Source organism: Streptomyces sp. NPDC059785 (assembly GCF_042732375.1).
Taxonomy (GTDB): Bacteria; Actinomycetota; Actinomycetes; order Streptomycetales; family Streptomycetaceae; genus Streptomyces.
Genome location: NZ_JBHWHV010000075.1, coordinates 16,394 through 34,517 on the forward strand (window position 1 = coordinate 16,394; position 18,124 = coordinate 34,517).

Genomic DNA, 18,124 nt, shown 5'->3' on the forward strand with positions numbered 1-18,124 from the left:
GGGATCAGGCGAGGGCTATCACGTACGACACCGCGGCGGCGGCCGAGGCGATCGTGCGGACGTGGTTCCACGTCGTCCACTCACCCACGTACGTCGGCCAGTACGCGGCGGCCTCCGGGGTGCCGGGGTCCATCCTGAGGAGCTTGTCGTTGCGCGGCACGTTCGCCACGGCCGTCACCCCGAACGAGCCGAACAGGTACAGGGCGCTGCCCAGCAACAGCTCCACCGTGCCCTCGTCCGGCCACAGCACGAACGTGACCACCGCCAGCACCGCGCACAGCACGGCCGAACCCACGAACAGGAGCATGAAGGCGGGCGTCACCGCGGCCACGTTGATCGCGTTCATGGCGGCTATGCCCTGCGCCGGCGGCAGCGTGGCCAGCCCCTTCATCACGAACGCCGAGAATCCGCAGAACACCCCTGCCACCAGCCCGGTACCGAGCACCCCCAGCACCGTCAGCACGAAGTACGGCCCATCGATCATGTCAACTCCCGCTTCCCGGCGCCGAGCCAAGATCTTGCACGGCACCACCCGTCACCACAAGTGAAAACCCCTGCGAGCACAGTGACCATGGCCCGACCGCGCAGAACCGTGCGCGAGTCGGGTAGTCAGGGTGCCGGGCCTCCCTCCGGTGCGGCGCCGGGCGCCCGGCGCCAACCGCTCAGTGCTTCCTCCACCTGTCCCGCTGTCCGCCGACGCGCCTCGTGCCGAGGCACCCCGCTCATCAGCAACTGGTCGTACGGCGTCTCCGTATGGCGCACGGCGGCCCGGACCGCCGAGGTGACCGCGGCCTTTGACAGCGCACGCCCCGAGGCGCTCCGTCCGACCCGTCCGCTGCCACGGGCCGAGGCGTGCGCGGCGATCGCGTCCGCCCGGCCGGCCGGGCAGCCCGGGAACAGCCGCCGTATCTCCCCGGCGAACACCCCCGTGAACCGCAGGTCCTCCGCCGCCCGCCGCCGCGCGTCCCGCGCCCGCCGTCGTCGCCGCGCCTCCGCGTCCGCGAGGCACCGCTCCTCGGCCAGCGCGAGTGCCTCCTCCTCGACGAGCACCCCCTGCCGCTCGTACCGGCTCCGCCTCCGGTTGAACCGCACCACCACCGCCCACAGCGCGCTCGCCTCACGCGATCTGCGGGTCAGCGCGGCGTCGCCTCGCGGGAGGAACACCAGATGCCCGAGGTCCGCGCAGTCCAGACACCGCGGTGTGCCCTCTTCGAGCACCAGCAGCGACAGCGGCCCGGTCCGGCACTCGGTGCAGTACCGCCTGTTGAGCGGCTGCACCACCAGCAGCCTGCTGCCCGGCGGAGGAACCGCCGTCCGTGCCATCCGCGCCATAGGCGGTTCCTTCCCGACCGCCGGGAGCTTTACGTCGGTACCGGGCCGTGTGTCCGCGACCCTTGATCTCTCCCCCCTCTCTCCTTCCGTCTCTCTCCTTCCGTCGTGCCGCGGGTCATCCCGGTGGGCGCGGCATCATGGCTCTGTGCGACTGGAAGCGATCACCTGGGAACGGCTTGCCGACCGGCTCACCGAGCGCCTGCTCGATCTGAAGCCGGACGACGGCAGCCCCTGGCCGCGTATCGCCTTCGACGGCGCACCCGCCGCCCGCCCCGGCGACCTCGCGCACCGCGTGTCCGAGCAACTGCGGCTGCGGGGCCGGTCGTCGCTGGTCGTCGGCGCGGAGGACTTCCTGCGGCCCGCCTCGCTCCGCCTGGAGTACGGCCACCGGGACGTCGACGCGTACTACGACGGCTGGTTCGACATCGGCGCACTGTGGCGCGAGGTCTTCGGTCCCCTGGAGGCCGACGGCAACGGGCGTGTACTGCCCGACCTCTGGGACCCGGTCGCCGATCGCGCCACCCGCAGCTCCTACACCCGACTACCGCCCGGCGGACTGCTTCTGCTGCACGGCCCCTTTCTCATGCGCCACTGGTTCCCCTTCGATCTGACCGTCCACGTCCGCCTCTCGCCGGGCGCCCTCCGCCGCCGCACACCCGAGGACGAGCACTGGACCCTCCCCGCCTTCGAGCGGTACGAGGACGACATGGACCCGGGCGCCGCGGCCGACGTCCTGGTCCGCGCCGACGACCCCCGCCACCCGGCCTGGAGCGGCTGAGCCGGGAGAGCACGGGGACAGCGCCACGCGGCGCTCAGAGCCAGCCGTTGCGCCGGAAGCCCCGGTGGAGGACCAGGCAGGCCACGCTGATCACGGCTATCGCCAGGGGATAGCCGAAGCGCCAGCGCAGCTCGGGCATGTGGTCGAAGTTCATCCCGTACATCCCGCAGACCATGGTCGGCACGGCGATGACCGCGGCCCATGCCGTGATCTTCCGCATGTCCTCGTTCTGCGCGACCGTCACCTGCGCGAGGTGCGCCTGCAGGATCGAGTTGAGCAGCTCGTCGAACGCGGCTATCTGTTCGGTCACCCGCTGGAGATGGTCGGAGACGTCGCGGAAGTAGGTCTGTATCTCCGGGTCGACTACCCGTATCGGCCGGCCGGCCAGCTCCGTGAGAGGCCGGCCGAGGGGGACCACGGCCCGCTTCAGCTCCAGCAGCTCGCGCTTGAGCTGGTAGATCCGCCCGGGGTCGACGCGCGCGCCGTTGTCCGCGAACACATCCGTCTCGACCTGGTCGATGTCTTCCTGCACGGCGTCGGAAACGGTCAGGTAGTCGTCGACGACCTGGTCCGCGATCGCGTGCAGCACCGCTGCGGGCCCTTTCGCCAACTGGTCGGGATTCGCCTCCAGTTCCTCCCGCAGGGGTCCGAGCGACCCGTGCCGGCCGTGCCGCACCGTGATGACGAAGTCGCGGCCGACGAACGCCATCAGCTCGCCGGTGTCGACCACCTCGCTGGTGGCGGTCAGCTCCGCGTGGTCGATGTAGCAGACCGTTTTGAACACCGCGAACAGCGTGTCGTCGTAACGCTCCAGCTTCGGCCGCTGGTGCGCGTGCACCGCGTCCTCCACCGCCAGCGGGTGCAGGTCGAACAGCTCGGCGATGCCCGCGAACTCGTCGTCCGTCGGCTCGTGCAGACCCAGCCAGACGAAACCGCTGTCGCGCCTGCGGACCTGCCGAACCGCGTCGATGACGTCACGGCCTCCGGGAACCCGTATGCCGTCCTTGTACGTCACGCAGTTGACCACGGCGGAGCCCAGCGGGGAGCGGGCGGGATGACTCAGGTCGACCTTGGGGCGCCGCCGTGCGAGACGCGCCACCTTGCGGAGGCCGCCGACCTTGCGGAGGCTGGTGACCTTCCGCAGATTCCCTGCCATGGACATCTGGATCTCCTTGCGTGGATCTCCCTGCGCCGCGCTCTGCGCCTTGCTGCGGCAAGTCTGCCAGGGAGATCCGGACGCCGGAGAAGCCTGTGGGAACGGAATCTTCCGCTTCGGTAGGGCGGCCATGAAGCGGCTGGGCTTGCCGGAAGTGGTGAGTGGGGACCGGCTGTGACGGTGCGTCGCGCGTCGCCGAGGACCGACAAGATGGATAAATGGGATGATCGCCCCATGACGCGAACCGATGGATATCTCCTCGACAACCGGCAGGCCGAGGCGGGACAGCGTTTCGACGCCTTCGCCACCCTCTTCGACCCCACGACCTTCCGGCACATGGAACGCCTCGGCATCGGGTCCGGGTGGCGCTGCTGGGAGGTCGGCGCGGGCGGTACGTCGGTGGTGTCGTGGCTGGCCAAGAAGGTGGGGCCGACCGGACGGGTCCTCGCCACCGACATCGACACCTCGTGGGTCTCCCTGGCCGACCGGTCGCCGGTCGAGGTGCGCGTCCACGACGTGAGCGAGGAGAACCCCCCGGAGGAGGGCTTCGACCTCGTGCACGCGCGGCTCGTCCTGGTCCACGTCACCAACCGCGAGCGGGCGCTGAGGTCCATGGTCAAGGCCCTGCGGCCGGGTGGCCGGCTCCTCGTGGAGGACGCCGATCCGGCCCTGCAACCCCTGATCTGTCCCGACGAACACGGCCCCGAGCAGCAGTTGGCGAACCGGCTGCGCACCGGCTTCCGCTCGCTGCTCGCCGATCGCGGCGCGGACCTGTCGTACGGGCGCAAGCTGCCGAGGCTGCTGCGTGAGGCCGGTCTGCGACGCGTGGAGGCGGACGCGCACTTCCCCGTCACCTCGTCCGCGTGCGCGGCTGTGGAGACGGCGACGATCCGGCAGATCCGCGACGAACTGGTGGGGGCGGGCCTCGCCACGAACGAGGACATCGACCGTCACCTGGCCCATGTGGCCACCGGCTCGATGGACCTGGCCACGGCCCCGATGATCTCGGCCTGGGGACGCAAGGCGTAGCGCGACGACAGGAGCAACGGGTCGCGGGGAGGCTGGGATTGCGGACTGGTGCGTCTGTCTGCCTTCTGGCTGGCTGGTCGGCCTGCGTTGCGTCAGGGCGTCCGGGGCGGCCTCGCGCCCACGTGCCGCACCGCCGTCGCGCCGGCCGAGCAGCCGGCCGTGACCGCGTCCTCGATCCGCGCGCCCGCGAGGAGCACGGCGAGGAACGCCCCGGTGAAGGCGTCACCGGCACCGGTCGTGTCCCGGGGCACGACCGGCGCGGCAGGGACCCTGGCGAGGACTTCGCCCTCCTGGGCGACCAGCGCTCCGGCACCGCCCAGCTTGACGACCACCAGCGGGACATGGCGGCTCAACTTGGCCGCCGCGTCCGCCGGATCGGGCAGCCCCGTCAGCAGACACGCCTCGTCGCGGCTGGGCAGCAGTACCTCCACCCCGTCGATGAGCCCGAGGAACCGGTCCACACCCAGCTCCACGAGGAACCCGGCGGACGCCGGATCCAGGCTCACCGGCACCCCACGCGCGCGTGCGGATGCCAGAGCCGCCCCGGCGAGCGCCCGGCCGGTCTCCGGGAAGAGCAGGTAGCCCGACAGGTGGAGCCGGGCCACCCCGTCGAGGTGCGAAGGCGACCAGTCACCGGCGTCCAGCCGCACCGAGGCCCCGCTGTCGGTCAGGAACGTGCGCTCCGCCTCCGCTCCCGTGTCCACCAGGCAGACCACCGTCCCCGTGGGCGCCTCCGGATCGACGACGAGGTGAGGGCGTACACCGCAGGCCGTCAGCTCGCGCTCGTGCCAGGCGGCCGCATCGGCCCCGACCCGCCCCAGCAGCCGTACGTCCGCGTACCCCTGGTGGGCCGCCCAGCAGGCCACGTTGGCGCCCGCGCCACCCGGCAGGGTCCTGACGACGGCGGCCGTGTCGGTGCCCGGAGCGAGAGGGCCCCGGTGCCGGACCACGATGTCCGTGACGACGTCACCGACCACCAGCAGTGCCTGCCCGCCCACCCGCAGGGCGGCCTGTCCGCCCACCGGGGCCGGGCCCCGGTCGGCCGCGTTCACGTCCGGTGCGGCACCCCGGTCGGCCGCGTTCCCGCCCGATGCGCTGCCGCCGTCCGCCGTCCGGCTCACGGTCTTGCCCAGGCCGCCGCGATCCGCCCCGCGAGCCGTACGTTGCCGCGCACCGCGGCCAGGTTGGCGCGCAGGGACGCGCCGTCCGTGTGCCGCACCAGGTAGTCGAGCAGGAACGGTGTCACGGCCTGGCCGGTCACCCCCTCCGTCTCGCACGCGTGCAGCGCGTCGGTGAGCACGCGCGCGTGGAGGACCGGATCCAGCTGCTCGTCCTCGGGAACGGGACGGGCGACGACGAGCGCCGACTCCGGTCCGCCGACCGCGTCCTGGGCGCGCATCACGCCCGCCACCTCGTCCGGCGACCGGAGCGTCCACTCGACCGGATACCCGGAGTCGGACAGATAGAAGCCGGGGAAGCGCTCCGTGCCGTAGCCCGCCACCGCGACCCCCAGGGTCTCCAGGCGTTGCAGGGTCGCCGGCACGTCCAGGATGGACTTCACGCCCGCGCACACCACGGTGATCCGGGTACGTGCCAGCAGGCCCAGGTCGGCGGACTCGTCCTGGGTCACCGTCCACTCCCGGTGGACTCCGCCGAGGCCGCCCGTGGCGAACACCCGCACGCCCGCGCGGGCGGCGAGCTGCGCGGTGGCCGAGACGGTCGTCGCACCGCTCGCGCCGGTGGCCACGGCGAGCGGGACGTCGCGGTGTCCCAGTTTGCGGATACCGTCCTCGTTGGCGACCCGCTCCAACTGCTGCTTTTCGAGGCCGATATGGGGGCGGCCGTCGAGCACGGCGATCGTCGCGGGGACGGCGCCCTCCTGCCGTACGACGTCCTCCAGTTCCAGGGCCACCTGGAGGTTGCGCGGGCGCGGCAGCCCGTGCGCGATGATCGTCGATTCCAGGGCCACCACCGGCCGGTGCGCGGCGAGCGCCTCCCGGACCTCTTCGGACACCACGAGCACGCGCCTGCCTCCGTTCGTAGGTCGTCTCCCCATACCCTGGCGGGCGGCGCGCCCGGTCAAACCAGTGACCGCGTGAAAGGGGTGCCCCACGCGCGCGGGGCACCCCTTTCACGGCAGCGGGCGTCAGACGGGACGAACGCCGTCCAGGGCCCCGTGCGGATCGAGCACGTACTTGCGGCTGGCGCCCTGGTCGAACTCGGCGTAGCCGCGCGGTGCGTCGTCCAGGGAGATCACCGTCGCGTTGACGGCCTTGGCGATGTGCACCCGCTCGTGCAGGATCGCCTTCATCAGCGCGCGGTGGTACTGCATCACCGGGCACTGTCCGGTGGTGAAGCGGTGGCTCTTCGCCCACCCGAGGCCGAGGCGCACCTTCAGGGTGCCGGAGCGGGCGTCCTGGTCGATGCCGCCGGGGTCCTCCGTGACGTACAGCCCGGGTATGCCGAGCGCGCCTCCCGCGCGCGTGACGTCCATCAGGGAGTTGAGGACGGTCGCCGGTGCCTCCTCGGCGTCCCGTCCGTGGCCGCGTGCCTCGAAGCCCACCGCGTCGACGGCCGCGTCGACCTCCGGCTCCCCGAGGAGCTGGGCGATCTGGTCCGCCACGGCGCCCGCGGAGACGTCGACCGTCTCGCAGCCGAAGCTGCGTGCCTGGGCGAGGCGTTCGGCGTTGAGATCCCCGACGATGACGACGGCGGCGCCGAGGAGCTGCGCCGACGCGGCCGCGGCGAGACCCACCGGACCGGCTCCGGCCACGTACACCGTCGAGCCGACTCCGGCGCCCGCGGAGACGGCGCCGTGGAAACCGGTCGGGAAGATGTCCGACAGCATGGTCAGGTCGAGGAGCTTCTCGCGCGCCTGGTCCCGGTCCGGGAACCGCAGCAGGTTGAAGTCCGCGTACGGGACCATGACGTACTCGGCCTGGCCGCCGACCCAGCCGCCCATGTCGACGTAGCCGTAGGCGGCCCCCGGGCGGGCCGGGTTCACGTTGAGACAGATGCCGGTCTTCCGCTCCTTGCAGTTCCTGCACCGCCCGCAGGCGATGTTGAACGGCACCGAGACGATGTCCCCGACCTCGACGAACTCGACGTCCGGGCCCCGCTCCAGTACCTCCCCGGTGATCTCGTGCCCCAGCACCAGCCCCTCGGGTGCGGTCGTACGGCCGCGCACCATGTGCTGGTCACTGCCGCAGATGTTGCTGGCGAGCACCTTGAGGACGACCCCGTGCCGGCACATCCGGCCCACGTTCTCCGACGCCACCCCCGGCCCGTCCCGCAGTTCGAGAGACGGGTAGTCGATGGTCCTGACCTCCACCGCGCCCGGCTTGAGATACGCGACTGCCCTGTTTCCGCTCATGCGTGACCGCCGTCCCTTCGGATCCGTGACTTCGCATGCCAGTGGCTGTGCGCGTGGCGGAGTCTGCTACCGCCCCTGCCGTCCCGCCAGCCCTCGCGCGGAACCACTTCGGGCGGCGCCGGAAGCGCCCCGGAGATCCGGTCGGCTCAGAACAGCGGCTCCGGCAGGACCCCCTCCAGGGCCAGCAGCTTCCGCTTGGTCTCGAGTCCGCCGCCGAACCCTCCGATGCCGCCGTCGCTCTCGACGACCCGGTGGCACGGCACGACGACCGGCAGCGGATTGGCCCCCATGGCCATGCCCACCGCCTGGGCCGCGCCCGGCTGGCCGACCCGGCCGGCCAGATCCCCGTACCCGACGACCGCCCCGTACGGGACGCCGGAGGCCAGCTCGCGCAGCACCTGCCGGTTGAACCCGGAGATCAGCGACCAGTCCAGCGGCAGCTCGAAGTCGCGGCGGTCACCCGCGAAGTACGCCGCGAGCTGCCGTATCGCCTCCGCCAGGAGCGGGGAGCCGGGATCCTCGACGGGCTCTGCGCCCAGCCGGGACGCGAGCCGCTCCAGTGCCTTGTCGCGCGCCGGGTCCGTGGCGTGGAACACGACGTTCACCAGGCCCTCGCGCGTGGCCGCCAGCAGCAGCGGACCGATGTCCGTGCCGACGACCGCCCACACGACCTGCTGCTCGTACTGCCCGTGGCTGCTCATGCGGTCCACCGTACGGCGCGCCACTGACAACGCCCGTGGTGCGGCCGCCGACGGGCGTCCGCACCACGGGCCGCGGCGGCCGGGCGCGCAGGGAACGCGCCCGCTCGCTCACTGTCCTTCGAGCGCGTCCCGCACCACGTCGGGTGCGTTGGTGATGATGCCGTCCACCTCGTAGCCGGCGACGCGCCGGGTGGTGTCCGCGTCGTTCACGGTCCAGGTGTAGGTTTCCAGCGGCCTGCCGTGCGCACCCGTGAACGCGTGCACCGCGGCGATGTAGCCGGCGGAGATGGTGCCGTACGACGGGTTGATCTGGTCGACGAACTGCGCGTACGCGGACAGGTCGGCGACCGCCGGCGTCCCCAGGAAGGCGGTCTTGACCCCGGGGCGCAGCTCGTGGACCGTGCGCACGCTGTCCGCGTCGAAGCTCTGGACGACCAGCCGGTGCCTGAGGTGGTCGCGGTCGAGCCAGCCCTCGTTGCTCAGCAGCTTGAGCGTCTCCTGCTCGATGCCCGGGTACAGCTCGGGGCTCTTGAGCTCCAGGACGAGCTTCTGGTGGTTGCGCGAGACGCGGTTCATGTACTGCTTCAGCGTCGGCACGCGCGCGCCCGCGTAGGCGGAGCCGAACCAGCTCCCCGCGTCCAGGCGCGAAATCTCCTTCGAGGTGAAGTCCTCCACCTTCCATGGGGAGCGGCCGGGGTACAGCTCCTCCACATTGGTGGTGCGCGCCAGAGTGGTGTCGTGCATGACGACCAGCACGCCGTCCTTGGTGCGCTGAACGTCGTTCTCGACCCAGTCGAAGCCCAAGTCGGCCGCCTTGTCGATGGCGGCCAGCGTGTTCTCCGGCGCGTACGCGGAGGCACCACGGTGAGCGACGATCACCGGGTCCCCCGTCGCGGCCTCGGCCGTGGAGACCGGCAGTACCAGGACCGCGCCTCCGAGTAGCGCGGCGGTCGTGGCGGCGGCAACGCGCGCGTGCATACGTACTCCCTTGTGTCGACGATCACGGTCAGCACCAGACTGGCAGCAGACGGTCAACCTGAGGGGGGTGCAGGATGGCCGCAGATTGAATGGAGTTGTCCAAATCCGCGCACAGGTGGCGCACAACTGGGGCAAGTGCGTGTTTCTTTGCCGGAAAATCGTTCGACCATTCAGGTACAGGTCATACTCTCTGCGTCACACCTCAGCCGTACCGGCGGCCGGGGGACGGGGGACGCCAGGGAAATCCGGGACGTATGGGGCGGGAGGGCAGCCGCGCATGCAGGGCACGGTCGACGGCTTCAGTTACGGGCTCGTCACCCCTGTGGTGGCCTATCTCATGGCGTGCCTGGGAGGCGCGCTGGGACTCCGCTGCACCACGAGGTCGATGCTCGTCGCCCACTCGTGGCGCGCGGGCTGGCTGGCGCTCGGCTCGGCCGCGATCGGCTCCGGCATCTGGACCATGCACTTCATCGCGATGATGGGATTCAGTGTCGAGGAGACCCCCGTCCACTACGACAAGACGCTGACCTTCGCCAGTCTCGGCGTCGCCATCGTCATGGTCGGCGTGGGCATCTTCATCGTCGGCTACCGGGGCGCCACCGGGACGGCGCTCTTCACCGGCGGCACCATCACCGGCCTGGGCGTCGCCTCGATGCACTACCTGGGGATGGCGGGCATGCGCCTCAACGGGAAGCTCGAGTACAACACCTTCACGGTCTCCGTCTCGGTCGTCATCGCGGTGGTGGCCGCCATCGCCGCCCTGTGGGCCGCGGGGCAGGTGCGCGGCTTCCTGTGGAGCGTGGGCGCGAGCCTGGTCATGGGGCTCGCCGTCAGCGGCATGCACTACACCGGCATGGCCGCCCTCACCGTGCATCTGCACGGCACGGCCAGCAGCCCGCCCGGTGACTCGCCCGCCGCCCTGCTCGCGCCGATGATGATCGGCCCGCTGGTCTTCCTGTGCCTGGCGGGCGTGGTCGTGATGTTCGACCCGCTGATGGTGATGGGCAGGCCCGACTGGACCCCCGCCGAGCAGAAGCCGGGCGTCCCGGCCCGGACTGCCGTTCCGTCCGGATACACCGGCCACCCCGGGTACTCCGGTCACCGCCCGCCGCTCAGCGGCGTCCCGCGCCCCGGCCACCGCGGCTCCCGCACCCCGCAGAACCGCTGATCCGACCGCTTTGTCAGTGGGGGGTCGTACGGTTGATGGCATGCGGCCCGTTTCCAAGATCGAACGTTCGGTGGCGCCCTTCGAGGTCGTCAGCCCCTATCAGCCGAGCGGTGACCAGCCAGCGGCGATCACCGAGCTGGACAAGCGCATCCGCGCAGGTGAGAAGGATGTCGTCCTGCTCGGTGCGACCGGCACCGGCAAGTCCGCCACCACCGCGTGGATGATCGAGAAGCTCCAGCGCCCCACGCTCGTGATGGCGCCCAACAAGACGTTGGCCGCCCAGCTGGCCAACGAGTTCCGCGAGCTGCTGCCGAACAACGCGGTCGAATACTTCGTCTCGTACTACGACTACTACCAGCCCGAGGCGTACGTCCCCCAGTCGGACACGTACATCGAGAAGGACTCCTCGATCAACGAGGAGGTCGAGCGGCTGCGTCACTCGGCGACCAACTCGCTGCTCACCCGCCGGGACGTCGTCGTGGTCGCCTCGGTCTCCTGCATCTACGGCCTGGGCACCCCCCAGGAGTACGTGGACCGCATGGTCAGCCTCAAGGTCGGCGACGAGGTCGACCGCGACGACCTGCTGCGCCGCTTCGTCGACATCCAGTACACGCGCAACGACATGGCCTTCGCGCGCGGCACCTTCCGGGTCCGCGGCGACACCATCGAGATCTTCCCGGTCTACGAGGAGCTGGCCGTCCGCATCGAGATGTTCGGCGACGAGATCGAGGCCCTCTCCACGCTGCACCCGCTCACGGGCGAGGTCATCAGCGACGACCAGCAGCTCTACGTGTTCCCGGCGACGCACTACGTGGCGGGCCCCGAGCGCCTGGAGCGGGCGGTCAACGACATCGAGAAGGAGCTCGGCGAGCGCCTGGCCATCCTCGAGAAGCAGGGCAAGCTCCTGGAGGCCCAGCGCCTGCGCATGCGCACGACGTACGACCTCGAGATGCTCCGCCAGATCGGCTCCTGCTCCGGCGTGGAGAACTACTCGATGCACTTCGACGGCCGCGAGCCCGGCTCCCCGCCGAACACGCTGCTCGACTATTTCCCCGAGGACTTCCTGCTCGTCATCGACGAGTCGCACGTCACCGTGCCCCAGATCGGCGCCATGTACGAGGGCGACGCCTCCCGCAAGCGCACGCTCGTCGACCACGGCTTCAGGCTGCCCTCCGCGCTGGACAACCGCCCGCTGAAGTGGGAGGAGTTCCAGGAGCGCATCGGCCAGACCGTCTACCTGTCGGCGACCCCGGGGCAGTACGAGCTCTCGCGCGCGGACGGGCACGTCGAGCAGATCATCCGCCCCACCGGCCTCGTCGACCCCGAGGTCGTCGTCAAGCCCACCGAGGGACAGATCGACGACCTGGTGCACGAGATCCGCAAGCGCACCGAGAAGGACGAGCGCGTCCTGGTCACCACCCTCACCAAGAAGATGGCCGAGGACCTGACCGACTACTTCCTGGAGCTCGGCATCCAGGTGCGCTACCTGCACAGCGACGTCGACACGCTGCGCCGTGTCGAACTGCTGCGCGAGCTGCGCGCCGGCGAGTACGACGTCCTGGTCGGCATCAACCTGCTGCGCGAGGGCCTCGACCTGCCCGAGGTCTCCCTGGTGGCGATCCTCGACGCGGACAAGGAAGGCTTCCTGCGGTCGGGCACCTCCCTCATCCAGACCATCGGCCGCGCGGCGCGCAACGTGTCCGGCCAGGTCCACATGTACGCCGACAAGATCACCCCGGCGATGGAGAAGGCCATCGAGGAGACCAACCGCCGCCGGGAGAAGCAGATCGCGTACAACACCGAGCGGGGCATCGACCCGCAGCCCCTGCGCAAGAAGATCAACGACATCGTGGCGCAGATCGCCCGCGAGGGCGTCGACACGGAGCAGCTGCTCGGCACGGGCTACCGCAAGGGCAAGGACGGCAAGCCCGCGAAGGCCCCGGTGCCCGCGCTCGGCGGCAAGGCGGCCAAGGGCAAGGGCAAGGGCAAGGGCAAGGAAGCGGTGCCGACCGACCGCCCCGCGGCCGCGCTGTCCGAGCAGATCGAGGAGCTGACCGAGCGGATGCGCGCCGCCGCGGCGGACCTCCAGTTCGAGATCGCCGCCCGGCTGCGCGACGAGGTCTCCGAGATGAAGAAGGAGCTGCGGCAGATGAAGGAGGCGGGACTGGCCTGACGGTGTCCGGACCCTCCGGGCATGTGCGCTGTGTTGCAAGACCGACACAAAGTTCGCCCCAGGGTTCGGCAGTGTCAGTGCCGCTGCGTAGGGTTCGAGTCATCCGCGGACTCCGCGGCAACAGGGGACGCTCGAGAGGGGAACAGCGCGTGACGGTCAACATGACCAAGGGTCAGGCCATCAGTCTGCAGAAGAACGACGGAGGCACCCTGACCGCGGTGCGCATGGGGCTCGGCTGGCAGGCGGCCCCGCGGCGCGGCCTGTTCGGGTCGCGCACCCGGGAGATCGACCTCGACGCCTCGGCCGTGCTGTTCGCGGACAAGCAGCCCGTCGACGTCGTGTTCTTCCGACACCTCGTCAGTGACGACGGCTCCGTGCGGCACACCGGTGACAACCTGGTCGGCGGAGCCGGCCAGGGCGGGGACGACGAGGCGATCCTCGTCGACCTCCAGCGGGTCCCGGTCCACATCGACCAGATCGTCTTCACCGTGAACTCCTTCACGGGACAGACCTTCCAGGAGGTCCAGGACGCCTTCTGCCGGCTGGTCGACGAGACCAACGGCCAGGAGCTCGCCCGCTACACGCTGGCGGGCGGCGGCCAGTACACCGCCCAGGTCATGGCGAAGGTGCACCGCGCGGGCTCGGGCTGGCAGATGACGGCCATCGGTACGCCGACCAACGGCCGTACGTTCCAGGACCTGATGCCCGCGATCCTGCCGCACCTGTAACCGGCCGGACGCGTACACCGAGCGAAGTCGTACAAGGGGGGCAAGGCGATGACGGCCGAGCTGGTCCGGGGGCAGAACCATCCGCTTCCCCAGGTCCGTCTGGAGGTCCGCGTCGCGGTCGGCAAGCCGATCGTGGCGGGGGCCACGCTCAGCGACGAGCAGGGCAGGGTCCGCGGTGTGGAGTGGGTGGCCCACCCGGGTGCGCCCACACTCCCCGGACTCGAGGTCTCCAAGCAGGCGGCGGCCGATCACCGTCTCGCCTTCGACCTCGGGGCCCTGCCGCAGGAGGTGCACCGGGTCAGTGTGCTGCTGGCGCTCCCGTCGGGCGTCGGCGGACCGGTCCGGTTCGGCTCCGTCGCCGCCCCCTTCGTCGCCGTGACCGGGCTCGACGGCTCGGAGATCGCCAGCTACACGATCACGGGCCTGGACGCCGAGTCGGCCGTCGTCGCCCTGGAGCTCTACCGCAGGCAGGACGCCTGGAAGGTGCGCGCCGTCGGCCAGGGGTACGCCGGCGGCCTCGCCGAGCTGCTGCGTGACCAGGGACTGCCCGAGGCCCACCAGCTCGCGGGCAGCATCAACGAGGCGGTGGCCCAGGGGCTCGCCCGGTCCGTCGCTCCTCCTCCGCCGCGCACGTCCGAGGGGGACCGCTCACGGCAGACGGCCGCCTCGGCGACGGCACCGGACCAGCCGTACGCCGGCCCCCAGGGCTCCTCCGGGGACGTGTCCCCGCCGCAGGGCCGCCCGGCCGGTCCGTCTCCCGCCTCGCCGTACGACACGTCCGGCTCGCAGGGCGGCTCCTCCCCAGGGCTGCCGCAGCCGGACCCCTCCGCCGTCACCCAGCCGACGGCGCCCACCGCCGGCGGCCCGGTCGACTACAGCCACCCCCGCCGGCAGAACGCGGCACCGCCCACGCCCCCGCCGCCCGTGCCGCCGGCCGCGCCCGGCCAGCCGGCACCGCCCGTCGCGGGCGACGCCACCGGCTGGTCCATGGACGAGCGGCTCTACAACCAGGTGTGGGGCATGTTCGAGGACCTGGCCCGCTCCGCGGCCGCGTACCGCAGTGCCGTCGACTTCGCCGACTCGCGCATGGAGCGGGAGCTGGACTCGGTCCTGTCCGACCCGCGCAGCCGGATCGGCGGCCAGGGCGACGCGGCGCGCGAGGCGGCGCAGGCCAAGCACGCGCAACTGGTCGACCAGGCCAGAGCCGCCTTCGACCGCGACCTGGCCCAGCTCACGGCGGAGGCCGAGGTCGTCGAGCCCGCCCTGCCCCTGGCCTACGCCCGCTGGGACAACCCGGTCTGGCACGGCTACCGGGTGCCGATGGAGATCCCGATGGCCCTGCGCCTGGGCGACCTCCATCTGCCCGAGAGCGAGGGACTGGGCGTTCCGATGCTGGTCCGGCTGCCCCTGGAGCGCGGCCTGTGGATCGACAGCGGCCGCTCGGGCACGGGCGACTCGTTCGCCGACGCGCACGAGCTGCGCCGGCTCGCCATGGACACGGCGGTCGCGATCGCCGCCCGGCTGCTGGCCGTCTATCCCGCCGGTGACTTCACCGCGCACGTCATCGACCCGGCGGGCTCCGGGACGTCCTCGCTGGCCCCGCTGACGCAGTCCGGTGTGCTCGGCACGCCGCCCGCTGCCGGCGCCGCGGGTGTCGCCGATGTCCTGGCGCGGCTGACCCAGCGCGTGGACCTGGTGCAGATGGCGCTGCGCGGCGGCGCGGCCGACGCCCTGCCTCCCGGCCTGGACACGGCCGAGCAGCTGCTGATCGTCAACGACTTCCCGCACGGCTTCGACGACCGCGCCGTGAACCAGTTGCGCTATCTGGCGGACGAGGGCCCGGCCGTGGGCGTGCATCTGATGATGGTCGCCGACCGCGAGGACGCGGCGGGCTACGGTCCGCTGCTCGACCCGCTCTGGCGCTCTCTGCTGCGCCTGACACCGGTGCCCGAGGACCACCTCGCCGACCCCTGGGTCGGGCACGCGTGGACGTACAAGCCGTCCGTCGTCCCGGCCGGGAGCCAGGTGCTCCAGCAGGTGCTCGCGCAGGTCGCCAGGGCGCGCCAGGAGTGGAAGCGCTGAGCCGGGCGAGACCCGCGTCAAGCACTAGTAAAGGCCGCTGAACAGCGCACTTGGAGATTGCTTTACCGATCCCTTTACCTTCCCTTGGTGTTTCGAGTACTCTTTTCCGTACGGAGGGGAGTACTCCCTACCTATTGCGGCGTACCCGTCAATACGGATCAGACCTGATCCCGGGGCGTCGGCCCGCGGCACCGGGCGCCTTGCGCGCCGCAGGAGCCCCGGGTGGAAGAGACCTCCGGTAGCGACGACGCTGGTTCTTGCCGTTACGTACTGCCGGAGGCGCAGTGGATGTTTCCGTGACCCTGTGGGTCCTGACCATCGTGGGCCTGGCCGCCCTGATCGCGGTCGACTTCTTCATCGGCCGCAAACCGCACGACGTGAGCATCAAGGAAGCCGGGATCTGGACCGTGGTCTGGATCGCCTTGGCCGCCCTGTTCGGACTCGGCCTGCTCCTCTTCTCCGGCGGCGCACCCGCCGGCGAGTTCTTCGCGGGCTACATCACCGAGAAATCGCTGAGCGTCGACAACCTCTTCGTCTTCGTCCTGATCATGACGAAGTTCGCGGTGCCCTCGCAGTACCAGCAGCGGGTGCTGCTGGTCGGTGTGCTGATCGCGCTCGTGCTGCGGGCGATATTCATCGCCGCCGGCGCCGCGATCCTCGCCAGCTTCTCGTGGGTCTTCTACATCTTCGGCGCGTTCCTCATCTACACCGCCTGGAAGCTGATCCAGGAGGCGCGGGCCGACGAGGACGACGAGGAGTTCGAGGAGAACCGGCTGCTCAAAGCCGCCGAACGACGCTTCGGCGTGGCCGACCGGTACCACGGCACCAAGCTCTGGATAGAGCAGCACGGCAAGCGCGTCATGACGCCGATGCTCGTGGTGATGCTGGCGATCGGCACCACCGACGTGCTCTTCGCGCTCGACTCGATCCCCGCGATCTTCGGTCTCACACAGGACCCGTACATCGTCTTCACGGCCAACGCGTTCGCCCTGATGGGGCTGCGGCAGCTCTACTTCCTCATCGGCGGCCTGCTCAAGAAGCTGGTCCACCTCAGCTACGGGCTGTCGGTCATCCTCGGCTTCATCGGCGTCAAGCTGGTGCTGCACGCGCTGCACGAGTCGGGGGTCCACGTCCCCGAGATCTCCATACCGGTCTCGCTCGGCGTCATCTGCGCCGTCCTGATCGTCACCACCGTCACCAGCCTGATCGCCTCGAAGAAGCAGGCCGCGGAAGAGGCCGGAAAGGACAGCGTCGACGTCTGACCCGGAGCAGAGGAGCAAGCCGTAGGGAGCGGACCCCAAAGCGGTGGGCGGCGGACAGCCGGCCACCGCGGCCCGCGGGCCCGCCCCGGTCCGGAGCGTGCCGGTCCCGACCGCGGGACCGGATGGAGGTACCTGTGCAGATCATGCAGAACAAGACCGAGTGGCCCGGCGCCCGCGCCGTGCCATGGCGGGTCCCGTCGTCCAGCCCCGGTCCCCGTGCCACCGGAGTGCGGGCCCCGAGTGTGTCTGGGACGATCGCTGCATGATCGTCAGGCTCCGGTCACTCACGACGCAGTGGACGGCCGTCGTGCCGGTCCTCGCCGTCGTCCTGCTCGTCTTCACCTGGGGACGCGATCTGCCGGGCCTCGTCGTGGCGGTCGTCACGCTGGTCCTCGCGGGCTCCGTCCTGTCCGCGGTGCACCACGCGGAGGTGGTCGCGCACCGCGTCGGGGAACCCTTCGGCTCACTGGTCCTCGCCGTCGCGGTCACGATCATCGAGGTGGCGCTGATCGTCACGCTGATGGCGGACGGCGGCGACAAGAGCTCCACCCTGGCCCGCGACACGGTCTTCGCCGCCGTCATGATCACGTGTAACGGCGTCGTCGGTCTCAGCCTGCTCGTCGCCTCCCTGCGCCACAGACTCGCGGTGTTCAACGCCGAGGGCACCGGCGCCGCGCTCGCGACGGTCGCGACACTGGCCACGCTCAGCCTGGTGCTGCCCACGTTCACCACCAGCAAGACCGGCCGGGAGTTCTCCACGGCGCAGCTCACCTTCGCCGCGATCTCCTCACTCGTCCTGTACGGGCTGTTCGTCGCCACCCAGACCGTGCGGCACCGTGACTACTTCCTGCCGATCACCCGGCAGGGCGAGGTCATCGACGTGGACGACCACGCGGACGCCCCGTCGGGCCGTACGGCCGCCGTCAGCCTGGGCCTGCTCGGCCTGGCCCTGGTCGGTGTGGTGGGCCTGGCCAAGGGAGTGTCGCCCACCATCGAGTCCGCGGTGCAGGCGGCGGGGATGCCGCAGGCCGTGGTCGGTGTGGTCATCGCGCTCCTCGTGCTGCTCCCCGAGACCATCGCCGCACTGCGCTCGGCCCGCCGCGACAGAGTCCAGACCAGTCTCAACCTCGCGCTAGGCTCGGCGATGGCGAGCATCGGCCTGACCATCCCCGCGGTCGCCCTGGCGTCCGTCTGGCTCTCCGGACCGCTCGTGCTGGGCCTCGACTCCCTGCACATGGTGCTGCTCGCGCTGACCGTGGTGGTCAGTTCCCTCACTGTCGTGCCGGGCCGCGCCACCCTGCTCCAGGGCGGCGTCCACCTGGTGCTGTTCGCGGCGTATCTGGAACTCGCGGTCAACCCGTAGG

Annotated in this window: 16 protein-coding genes; 8 read left to right on the plus strand and 8 right to left on the minus strand. The window is 71.0% G+C overall.

Features of this window, described 5'->3' with window-relative positions; genetic code table 11:
• Nucleotides 1-4: 4 nt before the first annotated feature.
• Nucleotides 5-484 (minus strand): DUF1772 domain-containing protein, encoded by a 480-nt coding sequence (locus ACFV6E_RS37380; RefSeq protein WP_385166650.1) that lies wholly within the window; start codon nt 482-484, stop codon nt 5-7.
• A gap of 125 nt (nt 485-609) precedes the next feature.
• The gene (locus ACFV6E_RS37385; RefSeq protein ID WP_385467833.1) at nt 610-1,323 is read right to left on the minus strand and encodes a DUF2293 domain-containing protein; all 714 of its coding nucleotides are present in this window, start codon (nt 1,321-1,323) and stop codon (nt 610-612) included.
• A 154-nt stretch (nt 1,324-1,477) separates the two neighbouring features.
• Between ACFV6E_RS37385 and ACFV6E_RS37390 the strand changes: the two genes are divergently transcribed.
• Nucleotides 1,478-2,110 carry a uridine kinase gene (locus tag ACFV6E_RS37390; RefSeq protein ID WP_385467808.1) on the plus strand — a complete coding sequence of 211 codons (633 nt, stop codon included), beginning with the start codon at nt 1,478-1,480 and terminating at the stop codon, nt 2,108-2,110.
• Nucleotides 2,111-2,144: 34 nt separating this feature from the next.
• Here the strand turns inward: ACFV6E_RS37390 and ACFV6E_RS37395 are convergent, their stop codons facing one another.
• The gene (locus tag ACFV6E_RS37395) at nt 2,145-3,272 is read right to left on the minus strand and encodes a magnesium and cobalt transport protein CorA (protein ID WP_385166653.1); all 1,128 of its coding nucleotides are present in this window, start codon (nt 3,270-3,272) and stop codon (nt 2,145-2,147) included.
• A gap of 228 nt (nt 3,273-3,500) precedes the next feature.
• On the opposite strand from ACFV6E_RS37395, the gene ACFV6E_RS37400 reads away from it, so the two are divergent.
• A complete protein-coding gene (locus ACFV6E_RS37400; RefSeq protein ID WP_385166655.1) occupies nt 3,501-4,295 on the plus strand; it encodes a methyltransferase domain-containing protein in 795 nt (264 codons plus the stop codon).
• A 92-nt stretch (nt 4,296-4,387) separates the two neighbouring features.
• Here ACFV6E_RS37400 and ACFV6E_RS37405 read toward each other — a convergent pair whose 3' ends face one another.
• The 5 genes from ACFV6E_RS37405 to ACFV6E_RS37425 all read right to left on the minus strand — a co-directional run bounded on the left by ACFV6E_RS37405 (nt 4,388) and on the right by ACFV6E_RS37425 (nt 9,347).
• Nucleotides 4,388-5,317: a carbohydrate kinase family protein gene (locus ACFV6E_RS37405; protein WP_385467836.1), complete on the minus strand. Its 930-nt coding sequence runs from the start codon at nt 5,315-5,317 to the stop codon at nt 4,388-4,390.
• A gap of 95 nt (nt 5,318-5,412) precedes the next feature.
• Nucleotides 5,413-6,318 carry a pseudouridine-5'-phosphate glycosidase gene (locus tag ACFV6E_RS37410; RefSeq protein ID WP_385467811.1) on the minus strand — a complete coding sequence of 302 codons (906 nt, stop codon included), beginning with the start codon at nt 6,316-6,318 and terminating at the stop codon, nt 5,413-5,415.
• A 123-nt stretch (nt 6,319-6,441) separates the two neighbouring features.
• On the minus strand, nt 6,442-7,668 hold the full coding sequence (gene fdhA / locus ACFV6E_RS37415) for a formaldehyde dehydrogenase, glutathione-independent (RefSeq protein ID WP_385166659.1): 1,227 nt from the start codon (nt 7,666-7,668) through the stop codon (nt 6,442-6,444).
• Between the two features lie 146 nt (nt 7,669-7,814).
• A complete protein-coding gene (locus ACFV6E_RS37420) occupies nt 7,815-8,369 on the minus strand; it encodes a methylated-DNA--[protein]-cysteine S-methyltransferase (RefSeq protein WP_385166661.1) in 555 nt (184 codons plus the stop codon).
• A 108-nt stretch (nt 8,370-8,477) separates the two neighbouring features.
• The gene (locus tag ACFV6E_RS37425; RefSeq protein WP_385166663.1) at nt 8,478-9,347 is read right to left on the minus strand and encodes a glycerophosphodiester phosphodiesterase; all 870 of its coding nucleotides are present in this window, start codon (nt 9,345-9,347) and stop codon (nt 8,478-8,480) included.
• Between the two features lie 277 nt (nt 9,348-9,624).
• Here ACFV6E_RS37425 and ACFV6E_RS37430 point away from each other — a divergent pair, with 277 nt between their 5' ends.
• From ACFV6E_RS37430 to ACFV6E_RS37455, 6 genes are all read left to right on the plus strand, one after another.
• Nucleotides 9,625-10,515, plus strand: coding sequence for an MHYT domain-containing protein (locus tag ACFV6E_RS37430; protein ID WP_385166664.1), 891 nt, complete (start codon nt 9,625-9,627; stop codon nt 10,513-10,515).
• A gap of 40 nt (nt 10,516-10,555) precedes the next feature.
• Nucleotides 10,556-12,688 (plus strand): excinuclease ABC subunit UvrB, encoded by a 2,133-nt coding sequence (uvrB, locus tag ACFV6E_RS37435; RefSeq protein WP_385467814.1) that lies wholly within the window; start codon nt 10,556-10,558, stop codon nt 12,686-12,688.
• 149 nt (nt 12,689-12,837) lie between these two features.
• Nucleotides 12,838-13,416 carry a TerD family protein gene (locus ACFV6E_RS37440; RefSeq protein WP_385166667.1) on the plus strand — a complete coding sequence of 193 codons (579 nt, stop codon included), beginning with the start codon at nt 12,838-12,840 and terminating at the stop codon, nt 13,414-13,416.
• A gap of 48 nt (nt 13,417-13,464) precedes the next feature.
• Nucleotides 13,465-15,498: a TerD family protein gene (locus tag ACFV6E_RS37445; RefSeq protein WP_385467817.1), complete on the plus strand. Its 2,034-nt coding sequence runs from the start codon at nt 13,465-13,467 to the stop codon at nt 15,496-15,498.
• A 284-nt stretch (nt 15,499-15,782) separates the two neighbouring features.
• Nucleotides 15,783-16,760 carry a TerC/Alx family metal homeostasis membrane protein gene (locus ACFV6E_RS37450; protein WP_385166670.1) on the plus strand — a complete coding sequence of 326 codons (978 nt, stop codon included), beginning with the start codon at nt 15,783-15,785 and terminating at the stop codon, nt 16,758-16,760.
• 262 nt (nt 16,761-17,022) lie between these two features.
• On the plus strand, nt 17,023-18,123 hold the full coding sequence (locus ACFV6E_RS37455) for a calcium:proton antiporter (protein ID WP_385467820.1): 1,101 nt from the start codon (nt 17,023-17,025) through the stop codon (nt 18,121-18,123).
• Nucleotide 18,124: the final 1 nt, after the last annotated feature.